The sequence below is a fragment of the Streptomyces sp. A 4/2 genome (assembly GCF_940670765.1).
In the GTDB taxonomy this organism is placed as follows: domain Bacteria; phylum Actinomycetota; class Actinomycetes; order Streptomycetales; family Streptomycetaceae; genus Streptomyces.
In genome coordinates this window covers 1-23,477 of sequence record NZ_CALNVW010000067.1, presented here as the reverse complement: position 1 = coordinate 23,477, position 23,477 = coordinate 1, and the positions used below count along the sequence as shown (strand labels likewise).

The following is a 23,477-nucleotide window of genomic DNA, read 5'->3' as shown; positions in this document are numbered from 1 at the left end:
AGCCACCTCACCCACCACAACCGACCGCCACACCACCTCGTACTTCAACCGGTCCACCACGGCCCGCTCCCGCCGCCCCCGCTGCCAAGCCGACAGCGCCGGCAACGTCTCACGCAACGACGAATCCAGCCCCACCCCGAGCTCAGCAGCAAACGACTCCACATCGCTCTTCTCGACCGCATCCCACAGTCCGGTGTCCTTCGGCTCGCTGCTGCGCGCGGCCTCGGGGTTGTCCATCCAGTAGCGTTCCCGCGCGAAGGGGTAGGTGGGCAGATCGATGGCAACCGCACCCGTGGGCGCGTAGAACCCCTGCCAGTCCACCGGACAACCATCCGCCCACAACCGGGCCAACCCCGTCACCGCAGTCAGCGGCTCCGAACGCTTACGGTGCAACAGCGGCACCGCAAGCACGTCATCACCACAGGTCTCACCGACCGCGCCCACCAGACTCGCGTCAGGTCCGACCTCCACGAACCGGGACACACCCAGGGCCTGGAGCCGGGTCACCGCATCCGCGAACCTGACCGTCCCACGCACCTGATCCACCCAATAGCTGCCGGTGAACTCCTCCACCAGCTCACCCGTGAACGTCGAGACCACAGGAATCTGCGGGCGATGCATCGCCATGCCCGAGGCAACGCCGCCGAGCGCCTCCAACATCGGATCCATCAGAGCCGAGTGGAACGCGTGACTCACCTCCAACCAGCGCCCCTCACGGCCGGACAGAGATACGGCAACAGACTCAACAGCCGTACGCTCACCCGACAGAACCACCTGACCAGGAGCATTCACCGCAGCGATCGAAACACCCTCCACCAGAAGCGGCGTGACCTCCTCCGCAGACGCCCGCACCGCCCACATCGCACCACCCTCAGGCAACGCCTCCATCAGCTGGGCACGCGCCGCCACCAAACGACACGCATCCCCCAACGACAACACACCCGCCACATACGCGGCAGCCAACTCACCCACCGAATGGCCCACCACATAATCCGGCCGCACACCCCACGACTCCACCAACCGGAACAACGCCACCTCAACCGCGAACAAAGCGGGCTGCGCCCAACCCGTCCGCCCCAACGCCACCCCGTCCCCGTCCCCGTCCCCGTCCCCGTCCCCGAACATCACCCCACGCAACGAGCCGCCAAGAAGCCCGTCGAAATGAGCACACACTTCACCCAACACAGCACCGAACAACGGGAACGCCTCGGCCAACTCCCGCCCCATACCGACCCGCTGCCCACCCTGACCCGAGAAGACAAACGCAAGCCGTTCCCGGGATCGCGCCGTCCCGCCGCGTGAGGCCGTGCCTCGGACGAGCGTCGGTGACGGCTGACCCGCCGCCGCCTGTCCCAGGTCGTTGATCGCCGATTCCACGTCCGTCGCGAGCACTACCGCCCGGTGCTCGAACGAAGCGCGTCCGGTTGCCAGCGAGTAGCCCACGTCCGCCGGGGCCACGTCGGGCCGTGACGTCAGTGAGGTCCTCAGGCGGGCGGCGAGCCGTGGCAGGGCATCGTCCTGACGGGTCGAGAGCAGCCACGGCACCACCGGCAGCTCCGCACGGCGCCCGCGGGTACCTGCGAGAGTCACCCCGCCCGCAGCCCCGGAGCCTGTGCCGGAGCCCTGTTCCGATCCAAGTTCCTCAGTGGCAGCCGAGGTTGGGGCCTCTTCAAGAATGACGTGGGCGTTCGTGCCACTGATCCCGAACGACGACACGCCTGCGCGCCGCGGTCGGTCCGTACGGGGCCAAGGGCGGTCTTCCGTCAGGAGTTCCACTCCTCCCGAGGACCAGTCGACGTGAGACGACGGCGTACCCACATGCAAGGACCGGGGCAGCGCCTCGTGCTGGAGAGCGAGCACCATCTTCATCACACCCGCGATGCCGGCGGCGGCCTGGGTGTGCCCGATGTTCGACTTCACCGAACCCAGCCACAACGGCTGCCCCTCCGGCCGCCCCTGCCCGTACGTGGACAGCAGCGCCTGCGCCTCGATCGGGTCACCCAACGACGTACCCGTACCGTGCGCCTCCACCACATCCACATCCGACGCCGACAGGCCCGCGTTCGTCAGCGCCTTGCGGATCACCAGCTGCTGCGAAGGGCCGTTCGGTACGGTGAGGCCGTTGGAGGCTCCGTCCTGGTTGACCGCTGTTCCCCGGACGACCGCCAGTACCCGGTGCCCGTTCCGCAGGGCGTCGGACAGCCTGCTGACGACCACCAGGCCGACACCCTCGGACCAGCCCGTGCCGTCAGCGTCGTCGGAGAACGCCTTGCACCGGCCGTCGGCGGCCAGACCCTGCTGCTTGCTGAATTCGAGGAACATTCCGGGCGTCGACATGACGGTGACACCGCCGACCAGGGCGAGTGAGCACTCCCCCGACCTCAGCGACTGGGCCGCCGTGTGCAGTGCCACCAGGGACGACGAGCATGCCGTGTCCACCGTCAGCGCCGGGCCCTTGAGACCCAGGGTGTAGGCGACGCGTCCGGAGGCGACCGCCATGGAGTTCCCGGTGAGCAGATACCCCTCGACGCCTTCCGGCAGGGCGGTGAGGTGCGATCCGTAGCCGGTCGAGGCCGCGCCCACGAAGACGCCGGTGTTGCTGTTCTTCAACGAGTGCGGATCGATGCCGGAGTGTTCGAACGCCTCCCACGAGGCCTGGAGCAGCAGCCGCTGCTGCGGGTCCATCGCCAGGGCCTCGCGGGGGCTCATGCCGAAGAACGCCGGATCGAACTCGGTCGCGTCGTGGACGAAGCCACCCTCCCGGGCGTAACTCGTCCCAGTCCCGGTCCCGGTCCCAGTCCCGGTCCCGGTCCCGGTGTCCGACGGGTCGGGGCTGTAGAGCCGCTCCAGGTCCCATCCGCGGTCGGCGGGGAAGCCGGACCTGCCCTCGCCACCGCGGTCGAGGAGCTGCCAGAGGTCCTCCGGTGAGCGTACGTCGCCGGGGAACCGGCAGCTCATGCCGATGATCGCGATCGGCTCGGTGCTCGCCGACTCGATCTCGCGCAGCCGCCGGTGTGCCTGGCGGAGGTCGCCCGTGACCTTCTTCAGGTAGTCGAGCAGCTTCTGCTCGCCGTCAGATTTCCGCACAGCCTGGTTCTCGCTCAAGACGCGCCACCAAATTCGCCGTCGATCATTTTGAAGAGTTCGTCGGCCGTGGCCGACTCAAGGGCGTCGTCGTCGACGACGCTGCTGTCCGTTCCGCCCGCCACCACGGCCCACTTGGCCGCGAGTGCCTGGAGGCGCCTGCTCACCGCGCCGTCCGGCCCGTCGCCGGGTGCCCCGCCCTGCGCCGGGCCGTCCAGCTTTCCGCCGGCCGCGAGCCGGTCGAGGGCCTGCTCCAGCCGCTCGATCTCGTCGAGTGCCGCGCTTCCCGTCCGTACGGTGTCCTCGCCGCCACCGGGCGCTGACTCACCTTCGTCCGGGAGGAGTTCGCCCAGTAGGTACTCCGCGAGTGCCGTCGGTGTCGGGTAGTCGAAGACCAGCGTCGCGGGCAGCCGGATTCCGGCGGCCGTGTTCAGCCGGTTGCGCAGTTCGATGGCGGTGAGTGAGTCGAACCCGATGTCGTTGAACGCCTGGTCCGGTTCGATCTCCTCCGCCGTGCCGTGGCCGAGTACCGTCGCGGCCTGCCCGCAGACCAGGTCCAGCAGGTGGTCCGCGCGGTCGGCCGCCGACATGGCGCGCAGGCTCCGGACCAGCCCGATCCCCTCGGACTCGGCACTCGCCACGGCGGCCGTCCTCCGCGGCGCGGTGCCCGCGAGGGCGCGGAACAGTGGCGGGACCGGCCCGGCGGCGAAGGCTCCCGGGCCGGTGCTGAGCCTCATCGGGAGCAGCGCCGCCCGGTCGACGGTGAGCGCGAAGTCGAGGAGCGCCATGCCCTGTTCCTCGCCCAGTGCCCGCAGTCCGGCCTGTTCCATACGTGCGATGTCGGTGTCGGTGAGGTGGCCCGTCATGCCGCGGTCCGCGACCCAGGGCCCCCAGGCCAGGGACACCGCGGGCACTCCCCGTCCCCTGGCCCACCGGGCGAACTCGTCGACGAACGCGTTGGCCGCCGCGTAGTTGGCCTGCCCGGCGCCGCCGAGGGTTCCGGCAGCGCCCGAGAACAGGACGAACGCGGCGAGATCGGCGTCCTTGGTCAGCTCGTAGAGGTTGAGGGCCGCGTCCATCTTCGGGCGCAGTGCGGTGTCCATGCGGTCCGGGTCCAGCGCCGGGATCATCCCGTCGTCGACCACGCCCGCGACATGGACCACGGCGGTGAGCGGGTGGGCGGCGGGGACGGCGTTCACGGTGCGTGCGAGCGCGGCCCGGTCCGAGGCGTCGCACGCCTCGATCCGTACGTCGGCCCCGAGCGCGGTCAGCTCCGCGCGCAGCTCGGCCGCGCCGTCGGCCGATTCGCCGCGGCGGCTGACGAGCAGCAGGTTCCGTGCCCCGTGCTGTTCGACCAGGTGCCTGGCCACATACCGTCCGAGGCCACCTGTGGCACCGGTGACCAGTACGGTTCCGCCGGGGCTGAGCCGTGCGGGGACGGTGAGGACGACCTTGCCGATGTGGCGTGCCTGGCTGACGTACCGGAAGGCGTCCGGTGCCCGGCGTACGTCCCAGCTGGTCACCGGGAGCGGGCGCAGTGCCCCGGCCGCGAGGAGGCGCAGCACTTCGGTGAGCATCTCGCCGATGCGCTCGGGCCCGGCCTCGATGAGGTCGAATGCTCCGTACGCCACTCCGGCGTGCTGTTCGGTGACGCTCTCCGGGGTGCGGATGTCGGTCTTGCCCATCTCGACGAACCGGCCGCCCGCACCGAGCAGACCCAGTGAGGTGTCGACGTACTCGCGGGCCAGTGAGTTGAGTACGACGTCCACCCGGCCGCCCGGTGCGACCGTGCGGAACTGCTGCGCGAAGTCGAGGTTCCGCGAGGAGGCGATGTGGTCGTCGCCGAGTCCCAGGTCCCGCAGGGCATGCTGCTTGCTGTCGCTCGCCGTGCCGAACGCCTCGGCTCCCAGGTGCCGGGCGAGTTGCACAGCGGCCATCCCGACGCCGCCGGCCGCCGCGTGGACGAGGACCTTCTCGCCCGGCTGGAGCCGGGCCAGGTCGACGAGCGCGTAGTAGGCGGTGAGGAACACGATCGGCACGGAGGCCGCCTGCTCGAAGGTCCAGCCGTCCGGCATGGGGGCGATCATCCGGTGATCGGCGACGGTCGCCGGCCCGAACGCCTTGCCGAACATGCCGAGGACGCGGTCTCCGGGTGCGAACTGGGTTATGTCGGGGGCGACTTCGGTGATGACGCCCGCTCCCTCGACCCCCATGGCGCCCGGTTCTCCCGGATACATGTCGAGTGCGTTGAGTACGTCGCGGAAGTTCAGGCCCGCGGCGCGCACACCGATCCGTACCTGGCCGGGTGCCAGCGGTTCCCGGAGTTCCGGGTCGGCGACCAGGGCGAGGTTGGCCAGGGTCCCGCGGCCGGTGGTGTCCAGGCGCCAGACGTCGGTGCCGGGCGGAGGGACCAGGGATCCGTCGTCGGCGAGGCGGGCCAGGCGCGCCGCCCGTACCGCCCCGTCGCGTACGACGACCTGCGGCTCGTCACCGGCGAGGACGCGTGGCAGTTCGCGTACGGACTGCTCGGCGCCGTCGATGTCCACCAGCACGAAGCGGCCGGGTTCCTCGGACTGGGCGGAGCGGATGAGGCCCCAGACCGTGGCCGCCGCGGGGTCGCAGAGCCCTTCCCGCAGGGACTCGGGGTCGGCCGCCACCGCGCCACGGGTGATCAGGGCGAGCCGGGAGGATGCGAACCTGCGGTCGCCCAGCCACTGTTGGACCAGTGAGAGGACGCGGTTCGAGAGAGCGCGCGCCTCCTGCGCCATTCCGGAGGTGTCGTCTCCGGAGGTGTCGTCTCCGGAAGTCTCGTCTCCGCCGGTGCCTGCCCCGTCTGCTCCTGCCTTCGCGGAGATGCACGGCACCAGGACCACATCGGGGGCCGGGCCTTCGCCGAGGGCGTCGGGACCGGGGACGTGGCGTACGCCGAGCGTTCCCGCCAGGTTCAGTTCGTCGGGACCGAGTACCGCCCACGACGTGGTGTCGGCCGCGCTCGCACCGGGCAGCGCGGTGTCCGCCCAGTCGAGGCAGAACATCGCGTCCGGGTACCGCGTGGGCGAGGTGTGCAGCTGCGCGGCGGACACCTGGCGCATCGCCAACGAGTCGACACAGGCGACGGGTTGGCCCGTGCCGTCCGCGATGGACAGGGTCAGGGAGTCGGCTCCCGCCTTGGCCAGCCGTACGCGCAGTGTCGACGCTCCCGATGCGAACAGGGAGACACCGGACCAGGAGAACGGAAGTCTGCTCCGGCCACTGCCGTCGAGTGCGACGAAGGTCAGCGCCTGCAGGGCCGCGTCGAGCAGCGGCGGGTGGAGTCCGTAGCGGGCTGCCTCTGCCGCGTGCTCCTGGTCCAGGGCGATCTCCGCGAAGACCTCCTCGCCGACGCGCCAGGCCTGCCGCAGCCCTTGGAAGGACGGCCCGTACGCGAATCCGCCCTGGCGGTACATCTCGTAGAAGCCGGAGACGTCGATGGCTTCCGCGCCGGGCGGTGGCCAGGCCGTGAGGTCGAACGCGGCAGCCCGTTGGGCGGTGCCCAGGGTGCCGGTGGCGTGCAGCGTCCACGGGGTGTCCGCCGGGCCGCCGTCGGGGCGCGCGTGCAGTTGGAGCTGGCGCAGGCCCGTCCCGTCGAGGCCGCCCACCGCGAGCTGGAGTTGGACGGCGTGGTCGGCGGGCAGGACGAGGGGTGCGGCCAGGGTCAGTTCTTCGACCTGGTCGCAGCCGACCTCGTCGGCCGCGCGCATCGCCAGCTCCAGGAAGGCGGTGCCGGGGAAGAGGACGGTCCCCATCACTTCGTGGTCGGCGAGCCACGGGTGGTCGTGGACGCTGAGCCGGTTGGTGAACAGGTGGCCGTTGTCACCGGCCAGTGCGACGGCGGCGCCGAGCAGCGGGTGCCCCGCGTCGGCCAGGCCGACCGCCGACACGTCACCGGGCCTTCCGGCCATGGCCTCCGGCCAGTACGGCTTCCGCTGGAAGGCGTACGTCGGGAGTGCGGTGACGACCGCACCTGTCGGAGCGTGGAACGCCTGCCAGTCGACCGGGCAGCCGTCCGCCCAGAGCCCGGCGAGTGCGGTGACGGCGGTGGCCGGTTCGGGCCGTTCACGGTGGAGTACGGGGACGGCGAGCGCCCCGTCGTACGTCTCGCCGATCGCGCCGATCAGGCTGGCGTCCGGGCCGAGCTCCAGGAACCGGGTCGCGCCCAGGGACCGGGCGCGGGTGACCGCATCGGCGAAGGCGACGGCACCCCGGACCTGGTCCGCCCAGTACCGGGCGTCGAACTCCTCGACGGGCTCGCCCGTCAGGGTCGAGACGATGGGGATCCGCGGGCGGCGCATCTCGATGTCCTGCGCCACCTTGCCGAACTCCGCGAGCATGGGGTCCATCAGGGCCGAGTGGAAGGCATGGCTGACGTCCAGCCATCGGCCCCGCCGGTCGGAGAGTGTGGCGGCGACCGTCTCCACGGCCGTCCGTGCACCGGAGACCACCACTTGGCCGGGGGCGTTGACGGCTGCGATCGACGCACCGTCGACCAGCAGCGGAGCGACCTCGTCGGCGGTGGCCCGTACGGCCCACATCGCACCGCCCGCCGGCAGCGCCTGCATCAGACCCGCCCGAGCGGCTACCAGCCGGCACGCGTCCTCCAGGGACATGACCCCCGCGATGTGGGCGGCGGCCAGCTCACCGACGGAGTGTCCGACAAGGACGTCGGGGGTGATCCCCCACGACTCGACGAGCCGGAAGAGTGCCACTTCGACCGCGAACAGTGCGGGCTGAGCCCATCCCGTCTGCCGCAGCGCGTCCGCGTCCTCGCGCACGACTTCACGCAGCGGACGGTCGAGCACCGCGTCGAAGTGCGCGCACACCTCGCTGAGCGCGTCGTCGAACACCGGGAACGCCTGCGCCAACTCCTCGCCCATGGCCAGGCGTTGGCCACCCTGTCCGGAGAAGACGAACGCGGTGAGTCCGCTCGCGGTCGTTCCCGTGACCACTCCGGGCGCCGAGCCGCCCGCCGCGAGTGCGGCCAGCCCTGCGTGCAAGGTTTCCTGGTCGGAGCCGAGTACCACCGCGCGGTGTTCCAGACCGGCCCGGGTGGTGGCCAGCGAGAGGGCGACATCCACCGGGTTCTGCCCGGTGGGCAGGCCGTTCAGCAGACGGTCGGCCTGCGCGGCGACCCCGGCGGGCGTCTTCGCGGACACCAGCCAGGGGATCACCGGCAGTGCGGCACCGGCGTCGGCGGCCGGCGTGGTGCTCGCCGTGGTGGCCGGGGTGGTGGCCGGCGTGGTGGTCGGGGGCTCGCCGGGCGCCGTGCCATCGGCCGCTGCACGACCGGTCGCACCGCCGGCCGCAGCACCACCGGTCACCACGGCGTCCTCGGCCGGTGGCTCTTCGAGGATCACGTGCGCGTTCGTTCCACTGATGCCGAACGACGACACCCCGGCGCGCCGCGGCCGGTCCGTACGCGGCCACTCCCGTGCCTCGGCCAGCAGTTGGACCGCCCCTGCCGACCAGTCGACATGTGTGGACGGCGTTCCCACGTGCAGGGTCCTCGGCATCACCTCGTGCTGCATCGCCAGGATGACCTTGATCAGCCCGGCGACGCCCGCCGCGGCCTGGGTGTGCCCGATGTTCGACTTCACCGAGCCGAGCCAGAGCGGCCGGTCCTCGGTGCGCCCCTGCCCGTACGTGGAGAGCAGCGCCTGCGCCTCGATCGGGTCGCCGAGTGTGGTGCCCGTGCCGTGTGCCTCCACCGCGTCCACGTCCGACGCCGACAGTCCGGCACTGGCCAGGGCCTGCCGGATCACCCGCTGCTGCGAGGGTCCGTTCGGCGCCGTCAGGCCGTTGGAGGCACCGTCCTGGTTGGTCGCGCTGCCGGAGACCAGGGCCAGGACGCGGTGTCCGTGACGTCGTGCGTCGGACAGCCGCTCCAGTACGAGGACCCCGACGCCCTCCGCCCAGCCCGTGCCGTCCGCGTCGTCCGAGAACGCCTTGCAGCGGCCGTCGGTCGCCAGGCCGTGCTGCCTGCTGAACTGGACGAACGGTGCGGGCGTCGAGATCAGTGTGACGCCACTGGCCAGCGCGAGCGAGCACTCGTCGGCGCGCAGGGCCTGCGCCGCCAGGTGCAGGGCCACCAGGGACGAGGAACAGGCCGTGTCCACCGTCACCGCCGGACCCTCCAGGCCGAGCGTGTAGGCGACGCGGCCGGACAGCACGCTTGCCGCGTTGCCCGTCATGAAGTAACCGTCGGCGCCCTGCGGGCTGCTGAGGAGCAGGCCCCCGTAGTCGGAGCCGTTGCTCCCGGCGAACATGCCGGTGCGGCTGCCTGCCAGCGAGAGCGGGTCGATGCCCGAGCGTTCGGCGGCCTCCCACACGGTCTCCAGGAGCAGTCGCTGCTGCGGATCCATCGAGAGGGCTTCGCGCGGGTTGATTCCGAAGAGCGTGGCGTCGAACTCGCGGACACCACTGACGAATCCGCCCCGTCGGGTGTAGGTGGTTCCCGCCTTGTCGGGGTCGGGGTCGTACACCCCGTCGACGTCCCAGCCGCGGTCGGTGGGGAAGTCGGAGATCGCGTCGGTGCCGTCGGCCAGGAGCCGCCAGAACTCTTCGGGCGAGCCGACACCACCGGGCAGCCGGCAGGCCATCCCGACGACGGCGACCGGGTCGTCCGTCAGCTGGGCGGGCAGGGCCGGGGTGGCGGATGCCTCCGCCAACACTGGCGCCTCGCCCACGAGTTCATGTCGCAGATGGCGTACCAGTGCGTGCGGTGTGGGGCAGTCGAAGATCAGAGTGGCGGGCAGCCGGAGGCCGGTGACCAGGCCGAGCCGGTTGCGCAGTTCGATCGCGGTGAGCGAGTCGAAACCGATGGCGGAGAACACATGGGTGGGCTCCACGTCGGACGGGGCGGCGAAGCCGAGTACCCCGGCGACGTGTTTCCGTACCAGTTCGAGCAGTTCGCGGTCCCGCTCCGCCTCGGTGAGCGGCGCCAGTCGCGCGGCCAGGCCGTCCGGGGTACCGGCCGGGCTGTCGCCGTCGGCCGCCTCCAGTGCCTTGCGGGCTTCCGGGACCCCGTCGAGCAGGGGGCTGCGCCGGGCGGCGGTGAAGGCCGGTGCGTACCGCTCCCAGTCGATTCCCGCGACGGTGAGGGTCGCTTCGCCGTCCGCCACCGCGTGCCGCAGGACCGTGACGGCCGACTCCGGTGCCAGTGAGTGGATTCCGCCCTTGCGCTGCCTGGCCTCGATGGCGGCGCTGTCCGCCATTCCGCTGTCGGCCCACGGCCCCCAGGCGACCGAGGTCGCGGCGAGGCCGTTCGCCCGCCGGTGCTCGGCGAGCGCGTCGAGCACCGCGTTGGCCGCCGCGTAGTTCGCCTGCCCGGGTCCGCCCCACGTTCCGGCGGTGGAGGCGAACATGACGAAGGCGTCGAGAGCGAGACCGCTGGTCAGCTCGTGCAGGACTGTCGCGGCGTGCGCCTTGGGTGCCATGACCCCGGCGATGCGTTCGGGGGTGAGTGCGTCGAGGATTCCGTCGTCGAGTACGCCCGCCGCGTGCACGACCGCCGTGAGCGGGCTCCGCGCGGCCAGCTCGCCGAGCAGTGCGGCGACCTGCTCGCGGTCGGCCATGTCGCAGGCCGCGAGGGTGACTTCGGCGCCGAGTGCCTCCAGCTCCTGCCGGAGCTCCGGGGCGCCCGGTGCTGCGGCGCCGCGCCTGCTGGTCAGTACGACGTGGTCGGCTCCCTGTCCGGCCGCCCAACGCGCCATCCTGGCCCCCAGGGCGCCGGTGCCGCCGGTGATCAGGACCGTGCCCGAAGGGGTCCAGGACGCCTCGGCGCCGGGCTGCCGGGGGGCGCGTACGAGGCGGCGCCCGAAGAGGCCCGACTCGCGGACCGCCAGCTGGTCGTCGGTGCCCGTGGTGAGCGCGTCGACCACACGGCGCGCGGATCGCGCACCGGCCTGGCCGGGTACGTCGACCAGACCGCCCCAGCGGTCCGGATGTTCCAGCCCGGCCACCCTGCCGAGACCCCATACGGCGGCCTGCCCCGGGTGGCTCACTCCGTCCCACTTGGCGACGGACACCGCCCCCGAGGTCAACGCCCAGACCGGAGCAGCCAGTTCGGCGTCGCCGAGCGCCTGGAGCAGTACGGAGGTCAGGCCGACGCCGAGGGAGAGCCCCGGAAGGCCGGTGACCTCGCGGTCCTCCCAGGCCAGCAGCGACACCACACCCGCGACGGCGTCGCCGCCGCCTGTGCCACTTGTGTCCCCTGTGTCACCTGTGTCACCTGTGTCACCTGTGCCGTTGATGCCACCTCTGTCGTCCGTGTCCGCGAGGAGCCCGGCCAGCGTGCCGCGTTCCAGGTGGGCCGCGCCGAGCGTCAGCTGCCTGACGGTGGCGCCCCGCCCGGTGAGCTCCGCACCGACCGCGTCCGCCCAGTCCTGCCCGGCTCCGCTCTCCGGCGTCACGACCAGCCAGGTGCCGGTCGCCGGTACCTGCTCCGCCGGGGACAGCGGTGTCCAGGAGACCCGGTAGCGCCAGGTGTCCGTGGTGTTCTGCTCGCGCTGCTCCCTGCGCCACCGCGCCAGTGCGGGCAGCAGCGGGTCGAGTACGGAGCTGTCGGTGTCCAGCGTGCCGGCCAGCGCGGCCGAGTCCTCACGCTCCACCGCCGCCCAGAACTCACTGTCCACCGGGCCGCCGTCCGCCACCGCGACCGCACCGCCCGGTGCGCCCAACTGCGGCCAGTAGTGCTGACGTTGGAAGGCGTACGTCGGAAGGTCCACGGCCTTCGGGCGGGTACCGCGGAACGCGGCGGCCCAGTCGACGTCGACACCCCTGACCCACAGTTCACCGACTCCGGCCAGGAAGCGGTCCGGACCGCCGTCGTCACGGCGCAGCGACCCGGTCACCGCACCCGGATCGGCTCCGGTCCGCTCCAGCGTCTCCTCGACCGCGGCGGTGAGCACGGGGTGCGAGGAGACCTCCACGAAGGTGCCGTAGCCCTCGCCGGCCAACCGCTCGATCGCGTCGGCGAACCGCACCGGCTCGCGTAGGTTCCGGAACCAGTACGCGCCGTCCATCGTGAGCGGGTCGACGAACTCCCCGGTCACCGTGGACAGCAGCGGCACCCGCCCCGCGCGCGGGGTGACTCCGCTCAGTTCCGGGGCCAGCCCATCCTGCAGGACGTCCATCGCGGCCGAGTGCGAGGCATAGTCCACCGCGATACGACGCGCCCGGACACCCTGCCGACCACACTCGGCCACCAACTCGTCGACCGCGGTCGCCTCCCCCGAAACCACCACCTGAGAAGGCCCGTTCACCGCAGCCACCGACACCCGGCCCGCCCACGCACCGAGCAGCTCCCGGACACGCCCGGCCGACACCCGGACCGACGCCATCGTCCCCTCGACACCGTCCGACCCGACCCCCGCACCAGCCAGCGCCGCAATGGCGGCCGACCGTGCGACCACGATCCGCAGTGCGTCCTCCAGTGACAGCACCCCGGCGACGTACGCCGCGGCGATCTCGCCCTGCGAATGCCCCACCACAGCCGCGGGCTCCACCCCGTACGAACGCCACAACTCCGCCAACGCCACCATCACCACGAACGAAGCAGGCTGCACCACATCCACCCGCTCCAACGACCCACCGCCAGAGACACCCCGCAACACATCCGTCACCGACCAGCCCACCAACCCCGCCAACACCCCCTCACAACGCGCCACCACCCCCGCGAACACAGGTGAGGACTCCAGCAACGCCCCGCCCATCCCCGACCACTGCGCCCCCTGCCCGGGGAACACGAACACCGTCCGCCCCACCGGACCCACCACACCCGACACCACACCAGCCACCGGCTCACCCGCCACCAACCCGGCAAGCCCGGACCCGAACCCGCCCACCACCACCGCACGGTGCTCGAACCGCGCACGCGTCGTCGCCAACGACCAACCCACATCCACCGGATCAGCCACATCCACCAGACCGCTCAACGCAGCCGCCTGACCCCGCAGACCAGCCGCACCACGACCCGACAACAACCACGGCACCACCGACGGCTCGTGGGAGACGGAGGCATCCTCCTGTTCGGCCAAGCGCACCTCGGGCGCCTCTGCCAACTCGGTTGCCTCTGCCCCCTCGGACACCTCGGGCGCTTGCTCAAGGATCACGTGTGCGTTGGTCCCGCTCATCCCGAAGGCCGATACGGCTGCCCGGCGCGGGCGGCCCTCCTGCGGCCACTCCCGCTCCTCCGCGAGCAGTTCGACCGCGCCGGCCGACCAGTCCACATGCGTGGACGGTGTGCCCACGTGCAGCGACCTGGGCATGACGCCGTGCCGCATCGCCTGGACCATCTTGATCATTCCGGCCACCCCGGCCGCGGCCTGGGAGTGTCCGATGTTCGACTTGACCGAGCCCAGCCACAGCGGCTGCTCGGCAGGACGCTCCTGGCCATACGTGGCGAGCAGGGCCTGCGCCTCGATCGGGTCACCCAGCGAGGTACCCGTACCGTGCGCCTCCACCACGTCCACGTCCGAAGCCGACAGCCCCGCGTTGGAGAGGGCCTGACGGATCACCCGCTGCTGGGCAGGACCGTTCGGCGCGGTGAGACCGTTGGACGCACCGTCCTGGTTGGTCGCGCTGCCCCGTACGACAGCGAGCACCCGGTGCCCGTTGCGCCGGGCGTCCGACAGGCGTTCGAGGAGCAGCATTCCGGCGCCTTCGGCCCAGCTCGCTCCGTCGGCGTCCGAGGAGAACGGCTTGGAGCGGCCGTCCATGGCGAGCGCGCGCTGGCGGCTGAACTCGACCAGCGAGATCGGGGTGGACATGACGGTCACACCACCGGCGAGCGCCATGGAGCAGTCCCCCTCGCGCAGCGCCTGGCACGCGGAGTGCAGAGCGACCAGCGACGAGGAGCAGGCGGTGTCGATGGTGAGCGCGGGGCCTTCGAGACCGAAGGTGTACGAGACGCGGCCGGACAGCACGCTGGGCGAGTTGCCGGTGCCGAGGAAGCCCTCGAAGTTGTCCTTGGCGACAGCGAGCAGGCCGCCGTAGTCCTGGTAGGTCACGCCCGCGAACACGCCGGTCCGGCTGCCGCGCATCGTGTGGGCGTCGAGCCCGGCCTGTTCCATCGCCTCCCAGCTGATCTCCAGGAGCAGCCGCTGCTGGGGGTCCATGGCGACGGCCTCACGCGGGCTGATACCGAAGAAGGTCGCGTCGAACTGGCCCGCGTCGTGCAGGAATCCGCCCTCGTGGACGTAGCACGTGCCGGGGTTGTCGGGGTCCGGGTCGTACAGCGCGTCGAGGTCCCAGCCGCGGTCGGTCGGGAATCCGGAGATCGCGTCGGTGCCCTCGGCGACCAGCTGCCACAGCTCGTCCGCGCTCCGCACCCCGCCCGGGTACCGGCAGCTCATGCCTATGATGGCGATCGGTTCGTCGAGAGCCCCGGCGAGCCGGGCGGTCGGGGCGGCGGACGCCGGGGACTCGCCGAGCAGTTCCGCCCGCAGATGTGCGATCAGGGCGCGCGGTGTCGGGTAGTCGAACACGAGCGTCGCTGCGAGCCGCAGGCCGGTCTCCTCTTCGAGCGCCTGGCGCAGTTCGACCGCGGTGAGCGAGGTGAAGCCGAGGTCGCGGAAGGCGAGGTCCTCGTTCATCGCCTGCGTCCTGGGCTGGTCGAGCACCATGGCCGCGCGGCGGCCGATCATCTCCAGGAGCATGCTGTGCTGTTCGTCCGCCGACTGTGCGGCGAGCTGTCGGCGCAGCGCGTTCCCTCCGCCGGACACCGCAGCCGCCGCCTTGCGCCGTACGCGCGCCGGACGGGCTGGGCTCGCCGCGGGTGTTGCTCCTCCCTCCGGCGTAAGTACGGCCTCGGCAAGGGGTGTTGCCGATTCATTCTCCGTACGTGCCGCTTCCGATGGAGGTGTTGCTGCCGTGTCCGGTGTGAGTGCGTCCCCCGCGGACGGGCGCAGGATCAGTGAGTCGGCGGTGAGTACGAGCTCGCCCGAGGTGTCGGCGACGGTGACGGAGTAACTGCCGACCGCCTCACCGGGTGCCAGCGCGACGCGGAGCACGGCCGCACCGGTCGCGTGCAGGGTCACCCCGTTCCAGCAGAACGGCAGCCGCGCGGCCCCGGCAGCCGCCTCGTCGAAGGACAACGCCTGGAGTGCGGCGTCGAGTGCGGCCGGGTGCAGACCGAACCGGTCGGCCTCGCTGCGGAATTCATCGCCCAGGGCGACCTCGGCGAAGAGTCCGGCGCCCTTGCGCCACACCGAGGTCAGTCCCTGGAAGATCTCGCCGTATCCGTATCCGGCCGCTGCGCGGGCCGGGTAGTAGCCGTCGATGTCCACGGGGGTGGCCCCGGCCGGGGGCCAGACGGTGAGTGCGTCGTGGGCCGCTCCGGCCGCGGCGGCGAGTACACCGCTCGCGTGCCGGATCCAGGCCGGTTCGCCCTCGCCGCGGGAGCTGATGCCGAAGTACCGGTTTCCGTTCTCGTCCGCCGGGTCGACGACGATCTGCAGCTGGACCGCCCGCTCCGCCGAGAGGACCAGCGGCGCTTCGAGGATCAGTTCATCGACCCGGTCGCAGGCCAGTTGGTCTCCGGCGCGGACGGCCAGTTCCACGTATGCGGTGCCGGGGAAGACGGTGTCGCCGGCCACCTGGTGTCCGGCGAGCCAGGGATGGCTGCGGGTGGAGATCCTGCCGGTGAACACATGGCCGCCGCCGTCGGCCAGCTCCACCACGGCGCCCAGCAACGGGTGCTGCAGCGGGTCGGCCCCGATGGCGCCCACGTGCAGCGGGCCGCTGGCTCCTTCCAGCCAGTAGCGCCGGCGCTGGAACGCGTAGGTCGGCAGGTCGGTGACGCGCGCACCGGCCGGGGCGTAGAAGAGGCTCCAGTCGACGGGGCAGCCGTCGGCCCACAGCCGGGCCAGGGCGGTGACCGCGGTCACCGGTTCGGAGCGATCGCGGCGCAGCAACGAGGTGGCGCGGACCGCGTCGTCGCAGGTCTCGCCGATGGCGCCTACGAGGCTCGCGTCCGGGCCGAGTTCCACGAAGCGGGTGACACCGAGGGACTTCAGCCGCGTGACGGCGTCGCCGAACGCGACGGTGCCACGGACCTGGTCCACCCAGTACCGCGCGGTGAACTCCTCGACCGGCTCGCCCGTGAGCGTGGAGACGATCGGGATGCGGGGCCGCGCGTAGGTGACGCTTGCCGCGGCGATGCCGAAGTCCTTGAGCATGGGGTCCATCAGGGCCGAGTGGAAGGCATGGCTGACGTCCAGCCATCGCCCTTCGCGACCCGGCAGTGCGGCGGCGACCGTCTCCACGGCCGTCCGCGTACCGGAGACCACCACCTGGCCGGGGGCGTTGACGGCTGCGATCGACGCACCGTCGACCAGCAGCGGAGCGACCTCGTCGACAGTGGCCCGTACGGCCCACATCGCGCCGCCCGTCGGCAACGCCTGCATCAGGCTTGCCCGCGCGGCCACCAGCCGGCAGGCGTCCTCCAGGGACATGACCCCCGCGATGTGGGCGGCGGCCAGCTCACCCACCGAATGGCCCACCAGGTGGTCGGGGCACACACCCCAGGACTCCATCAGCCGGAACAGCGCCACCTCGACGGCGAAGAGCGCGGGCTGCGCCCACCCTGTCCGCCGCAGCGCGTCCCCGTCCTCGTACATCACCTCACGCAACGAGCGGTCGAGCAGCGCGTCGAAATGCCCGCACACCTCGTCCAGAGCGTGTCCGAAGACCGGGTAGGCCTGCGCCAACTCCTCTCCCATGCCCAGGCGTTGACCACCCTGACCGGAGAAGACGAAGCCGGTGAGACCGGCACTCACGACACCCGACACGACACCGGGCGACGGCTGACCGGCCGCGAGTGCCCGCAGTTGCGCGCGCAGTTCGTGGGCGTGTGAGTCGCCGTTCGAGCCGGAGCCGGAGCCCGCATCGGAGCCGGAGCCTGATCCGGCTCCGGAGCCGAGCACCACCGCCCGGTGTTCCAGTGCGGTACGGGTCGTGGCGAGGGAGAGGCCCACGTCCTCCGGCCGCACACCGGCGGCCGGGTCGGCGGGGCCGGAGGCCAGCCGGTCCGCCTGCTCCGCCACCCCCTCCGGTGATCTCGCGGACACGATCCACGGCACCACCGGCAAGGTCACCGGCGCCGCCTCCGGGCCGTGCGCGGTGGCGGCAGCGGCCTCCGGTCCGGCCTCCACTGCGGGTGCCTCTTCGATGATCACGTGTGCGTTGGTGCCACTGACGCCGAACGCCGAGACGCCCGCCCGGCGCGGCCGGTCCGTCCCCGGCCAGGCACGCTCGTCGGCGAGCAGCTCCACCGCACCCGCCGACCAGTCCACGTGCGACGACGGCACACCCGCATGCAGCGACTTCGGCAGCACCTCGTGCTGCATGGCCAGGACCATCTTGATCAGCCCGGCGGCCCCGGCAGCGGCCTGGGTGTGACCGATGTTCGACTTCACCGACCCCAGCCACAGCGGCTCACCGTCCCGGCGATCCTGCCCGTAGGTGGCCAGCAACGCCTGTGCCTCGATCGGGTCACCCAACGAGGTACCCGTACCGTGCGCCTCCACCGCGTCCACGTCCGACGCCGACAGACCGGCATCAGCCAGGGCCTGCCGGATCACCCGCTGCTGGGAGGGGCCGTTGGGCGCGGTGAGACCGTTGGACGCACCGTCCTGATTGACCGCACTGCCCCGCACCACAGCCAGTACGGGATGCCCGTTGCGCCGCGCGTCCGACAGCCGCTCCACCAGGAGCAGGCCGATGCCCTCGCTCCATCCGGTGCCGTCCGCGTCGTCCGAGAAGGGCTTGCACCGGCCGTCGGCGGCCAGACCGCCCTGCCGGGCGAAGTCGACGAACGCGTCGGGGGCGCCGATGACCGTGACTCCCCCGGCCAGCGCGAGCGAGCACTCGCCGGACCGCAGCGACTGCACCGCGAGGTGCAGCGCCACCAGGGACGACGAACACGCGGTGTCCACCGTGACGGCCGGGCCCTCGAAGCCCAGGGCGTACGACACCCGGCCCGACAGGACGCTGCCCGAGTTCCCGGTGATCAGGTGTCCGCCCACCTCGTCGGGTACGTCGTGCACGTTGCTCAGGTAGCCGGAGCTGCCCGCGCCGACGAAGACGCCGACCCGGTCGCCCTTCAGGGACAGCGGCGCGATCCCGGCGCGTTCCAGGGCCTCCCAGGAGACTTCGAGGAGCAGGCGCTGCTGCGGGTCCATCGCCAGCGCCTCGCGCGGCGAGATCCCGAAGAGCGCGGCGTCGAACTCGGCGGCGTCGGCGAGGAAGCCGCCCGTGCGGGCGAACGTTCCGGTCTGCGACGGCGTACCGGTGGTGTCGAGGCCGTCGAGGTCCCAGCCGCGGTCGGTCGGGAACGGTGTGATGGCGTCGGCCTGCCCGGCGAGCAGTCGCCACAGCGCCTCCGGGTCCGTGGCGCCGCCGGGGAATCGGCACCCCATCGCGACGAGTGCGATCGGTTCGTCGACGGCCGCCCGGCCGGGCTCCTGCAGTGCGGGGAGCCGTTCCGTACCGAGTACCTGGTCGACGAGGTGCTCGGTGAGCACCGCAGCGGTCGGGTAGTCGAACACCAGCGTGGCGGCGAGCTGCAGCCCGGTGGCCACGACCAACCGGTCGCGGAATTCGACCGCGGTGAGGGAGTCGAATCCGAGGTCACGGAATGCGCGATCCGGCTCGATCGCGGCGGATCCGGTGTGTCCGAGCGCCGATGCGGCCTCACCTCGTACGAGTTCGAGGAGCAACCGTCGGCGGTCCCGGTCGTCGAGCGTACGAAGCCGGGCGCAGAGCGCCGACCCCGCGTCGTCGCTGTCCGGCTCGGCGGGTCCCGCCGACTCGATGTGCCGCGCGGCGAACTCACCGAGCAGCACGCTGGGGCGCCGCACGGTGAACGTCGGCAGGAACCGGCTCCACTCCACATCGGCGACCGACACACACGGGTCGCTGCCGGTCAGTGCCAGCTCCAGCCCGGTCATCGCGTCTTCCGGCACGAGAGACAGCAGGCCGCGGCGGCGCAGGTCCTGCTCGGCGCCTTCCAGTGCGGCCATCCCGCCGCCGGACCACGGCCCCCAGGCGATCGACGTGGCAGGCAAGCCCTGCGCGTGCCGGCGGGTCGCGAGAGCGTCGAGGAAGGCGTTGGCCGCCGCGTACCCGCTCTGGCCGCCACTGCCCCAGGTGGCGGCGACGGAGGAGTACAGCACGAACGCGTCGAGGTCGCGGCCCTCGAGCAGCGCGTCGAGGTTCACCGCGCCCGCGACCTTCGCACCGGTCATCTCGGCCAGCTCGGCCACGTGGGACTCACGCAGCGGCGAGGACTGGGTCAGGCCGGCGGTGTGGAAGACGGAACTGATCCGGTGCCCGCCGGACTCGATCCGCGCCACTGCGTCCGCGAGGCTTGCCCGGTCGGCGATGTCGCAGACGGCGAAGGTGACTTCGGCGCCCCGGGACATCAGCTCGTCGCGCAGTTCGGCGGCGCCAGGAGCCTCGATGCCCCGACGGCTCAGCAGGGCCACCCTCCCGGCGCCCCGCTCGACTGCCCAGCGGGCCACGCGGGCGCCCAGGGCGCCGGTTCCACCGGTGACCAGGACCGTTCCGGCCGGTTTCCACGGGGGCCGTACGGAGGTCTCCTGGGGCGCGACCACCAGGCGGCGCCCGAGCACCGCCCCTGCGCGGAGGGCCAGTTGGTCCTCACTGCCGGCGCCACCGGCCAGTACGTCCACCAGCCGGGCAACTGCTCCGTCCCCGGGACGGGCCGGTACGTCGACCAGGCCACCCCAGCGGTCCGGCTCTTCGAGGGCGACCACCCGGCCCAGTCCCCATACGGCCGCGCGGCCGGGGTGCGACAGCACGTCGCCGGGGCCCGTACCGACCGCGCCGGAGGTCACCGCCCAGATGCGGGAGTCCGGGCTCGTGTCGCCCAGCGCCTGCACCAGGACGGTTGTCGCGACGAGCCCCAGCGCCAGGCCGGGGTGGTCGGCGTGATCCGTGTCGTCCTGGCCGAGGAAGGACACCACCCGGCCGCAGTCCTCGAACGCGGCGAGACGCGCGGCCAGCACGTCCCGGTCCAGATCGGTGGCACCCAGCCGGAGGCGGTGCACCTGTACGCCACGGGTGGTCAGAGCGTCGGTGAGTGCTTGGGGCCACAGGTCCTCGGCCGACTCGGCATCCCCTGCCGTGTCCGGCTCGACGATCAGCCAACTGCCCCTGATGTGCGTGGTCTTGACGGGTCCGGTGGGTGTCCAGGTGATCCGGTACGTCAGCCCGTCGACGCTCGCAGCGTGTTCCCGGCGGCGCTGCCAGGCGTCGAGCGCAGACATCACGTCGCCCAGCGGGGCGTCGGCCTCGACGTCGAGCGCGGTGGTGAAGGTGCCGAGGTCCCCTCGCGCGACGAGATCCCAGAAGGGGGCATCGGTCCGGTTGAGAGCGGAGTCGGGCGTGGGCACCTGCGGCCGGGATCGCGGCCAGTAGCGCTGGTGTTGGAAGGCGTACGTGGGGAGCTCGGTGCGGCGGGCACCGGTCGGGGCGTAGAACGCCTGCCAGTCGACCGTGCAGCCGTCCGCCCACAACCGGGCGAGCGCCGTGACAGCAGTAGCCGGCTCGGAACGCTTGCGGTGCAGCAACGGCACGGTCAGCGCGTCGTGCCCGCATGTCTCACCGGTCGCGCCCACGAGACTCGCATCAGGACCCACCTCTACGAACCGGGTCACGCCCAGGGCCTGGAGTCGGGTCACGGCATCCGCGAACCTGACCGTGCCCCGTACCTGATCCACCCAGTACTGGCTGGTGAACTCCTCCACCGGCTCACCCGTCAGGGTCGACACCACCGGGATCTGCGGGCGGCCCGTCGCGATTCCTGAGGCCGCTTCGCCGAACGCCTTCAGCATCGGATCCATCAGGACCGAATGGAACGCGTGGCTGACCTCCAGCCAACGTCCGTCCCGGCCGGGGAGAGCTGCGGCAACGGACTCGACGGCCGCGCGCTCGCCGGACAGCACCACCTGGCCGGGGGCGTTCACCGCCGCGATGGACACACCGTCGACAAGGAGCGGCGTGATCTCCTCCGTGGACGCCCGCACGGCCCACATCGCACCGCCTTCCGGCAGGGCCTGCATCAGCTGGGCCCGCGCGGCCACCAGACGGCACGCATCTTCCAGCGACAGCACGCCCGCCACATGGGCGGCAGCCAACTCGCCCACCGAATGGCCCAGCACGTAATCCGGGACCAGGCCCCACGACTCGGCCAGCCGGAAGAGAGCTACCTCGACGGCGAACAGCGCGGGCTGCGCCCAACCCGTACGCCCCAACGCCTCCCCATCCTCGAACATCACCTCACGCAACGGACGGTCGAGCAGTGAATCGAAATGCCCGCACACCGCATCGAGCGCTTGCTCGAAGACCGGGAAGGCATCGGCCAACTCCCGGCCCATTCCCATTCGTTGGCCACCCTGCCCGGAGAAGACAAACCCGGTGAGACCAGAACCCGCGACTCCGGACACCACACCCGGCGAGGACTCACCAGCAGCCAACCCACTCAACCCGGAACGCAGCTCAGCCACATCCGAACCGAGCACCACCGCACGATGCTCCAACGCGGTACGCATCGTCGCCAACGAGAAGCCGACGTCCGGACCGGACGAGCCGTCCACGCCGGCGGACAGCCGCGCCGCCTGCGCGCGGACACCCTCGGAGGTCTTCGCCGATATGAGCCACGGCATCACGGGCAGGGGAACGGGGGCTGTTTCCGGCTCCCCCTGTCCGGCGGGCAGCTCGGGCGGCTCCTCGATGATCAGGTGCGCGTTGGTGCCACTGACGCCGAACGCCGAGACGCCCGCGCGGCGCGGCCGGTCCGTCCCCGGCCAGGCATGCTCGTCGGCGAGCAGCTCCACCGCACCCGCCGACCAGTCCACGTGCGACGACGGCGTACCGGCGTAGAGCGACTTGGGCAACACCTCGTGCTGCATCGCAAGAACCATCTTGATGACTCCGGCGACGCCTGCGGCGGCTTGGGTGTGGCCGATGTTCGACTTGATCGACCCCAGCCACAACGGCTCACCGTCCTGCCGGCCCTGGCCGTACGTGGCGAGCAGCGCCTGCGCTTCGATCGGGTCGCCCAGAGATGTACCCGTGCCGTGCGCCTCCACCGCGTCCACGTCCGACGCCGACAGGCCGGCATCAGCCAGAGCCTGCCGGATCACCCGCTGCTGCGAGGGGCCGTTGGGCGCGGTGAGACCGTTGGACGCGCCGTCCTGATTGACCGCACTGCCCCGCAGCACAGCCAGTACGGGATGCCCGTTGCGCCGCGCGTCCGACAACCGCTCCAGTACGAGAACGCCGGCACCCTCACCCCAGCCCGTACCGTCCGCATCGTCGGAGAACGCCTTGCACCGTCCGTCACCGGCCAGGCCGCCCTGCCTGGCGAACTCCACGAAAGCGCCCGGCGTCGACATCACCGTCACACCACCGGCCAACGCCAGCGAACACTCACCCGAACGCAACGACTGCGCCGCCAGATGCATCGCCACCAGTGATGACGAACACGCCGTGTCCACCGTCACCGCAGGACCCTCAAGGCCCAACGCATACGACACCCGGCCGGAGAGCACACTTCCCGAACTCCCGGTGCTCCCGTATCCGTCCGGCTCCTCACCGGACATGGCCAGCAGGGCCGGGTAGTCCTGGCCGTTCGTTCCCGCGAACACGCCAACCGGTCGTCCGCGCAGGGACATCGGGCCTATCCCCGCACGCTCCAGGGACTCCCACGCCACCTCAAGCAGAAGACGCTGCTGCGGATCCATCGCCAACGCCTCACGCGGCGAAATCCCGAACAGACCAGCATCAAAGTCCGCCGCACCCTCCACGAATCCACCCACCGGCGCAAAGTCCCCACCAGCCTCCCAACCCCGGTCCACCGGGAAACCACCCATGGCATCGACCCCACCCGACACCAACCCCCACAAACCCTCCGGAGAAACCACCCCACCAGGGAATCGGCACCCCATCCCCACCACCACGACCGGATCCTCCACACCAGCCACCACCACCGGCGGAACCAGCACACCCGACGAAGCGACGCCCTCACTCCCGAACAACTCGCCGATCAAGAAATCAGCCAGCGCCTCCACCGACGGATAGTCGAACACCACCGTCGACGCCAACTTCAATCCGGAAATTATGGCCAGCCCGTTGCGCAGCTCGACGGCCATCAACGAGTCCACGCCCAGGTCGCGGAAGGCTGTGGAGATCTCCACTGCGCCGGCGTCCGCGAAGCCCAGCACCGCTGCCAACTGCTTGCGCACCAAATCCCGTACAGCAGAACGTCGTGCGGTGGCCGACGCTCCGGCCAGGCGGTCTCGTAGCCCGTCCTTCTCCGGAGCAGCCTCGAT

The 23,477-nt window shown here is 71.6% G+C and carries 2 pseudogenes; both read right to left on the bottom strand.

From position 1 onward, the window contains the following. Positions 1-3,060: pseudogene (locus tag NBY69_RS36795) on the bottom strand (type I polyketide synthase); the annotation flags it as partial. A gap of 41 nt (positions 3,061-3,101) precedes the next feature. Continuing rightward, a pseudogene (locus tag NBY69_RS36790) lies at positions 3,102-23,450 on the bottom strand (type I polyketide synthase); the annotation flags it as partial. Positions 23,451-23,477: the final 27 nt, after the last annotated feature.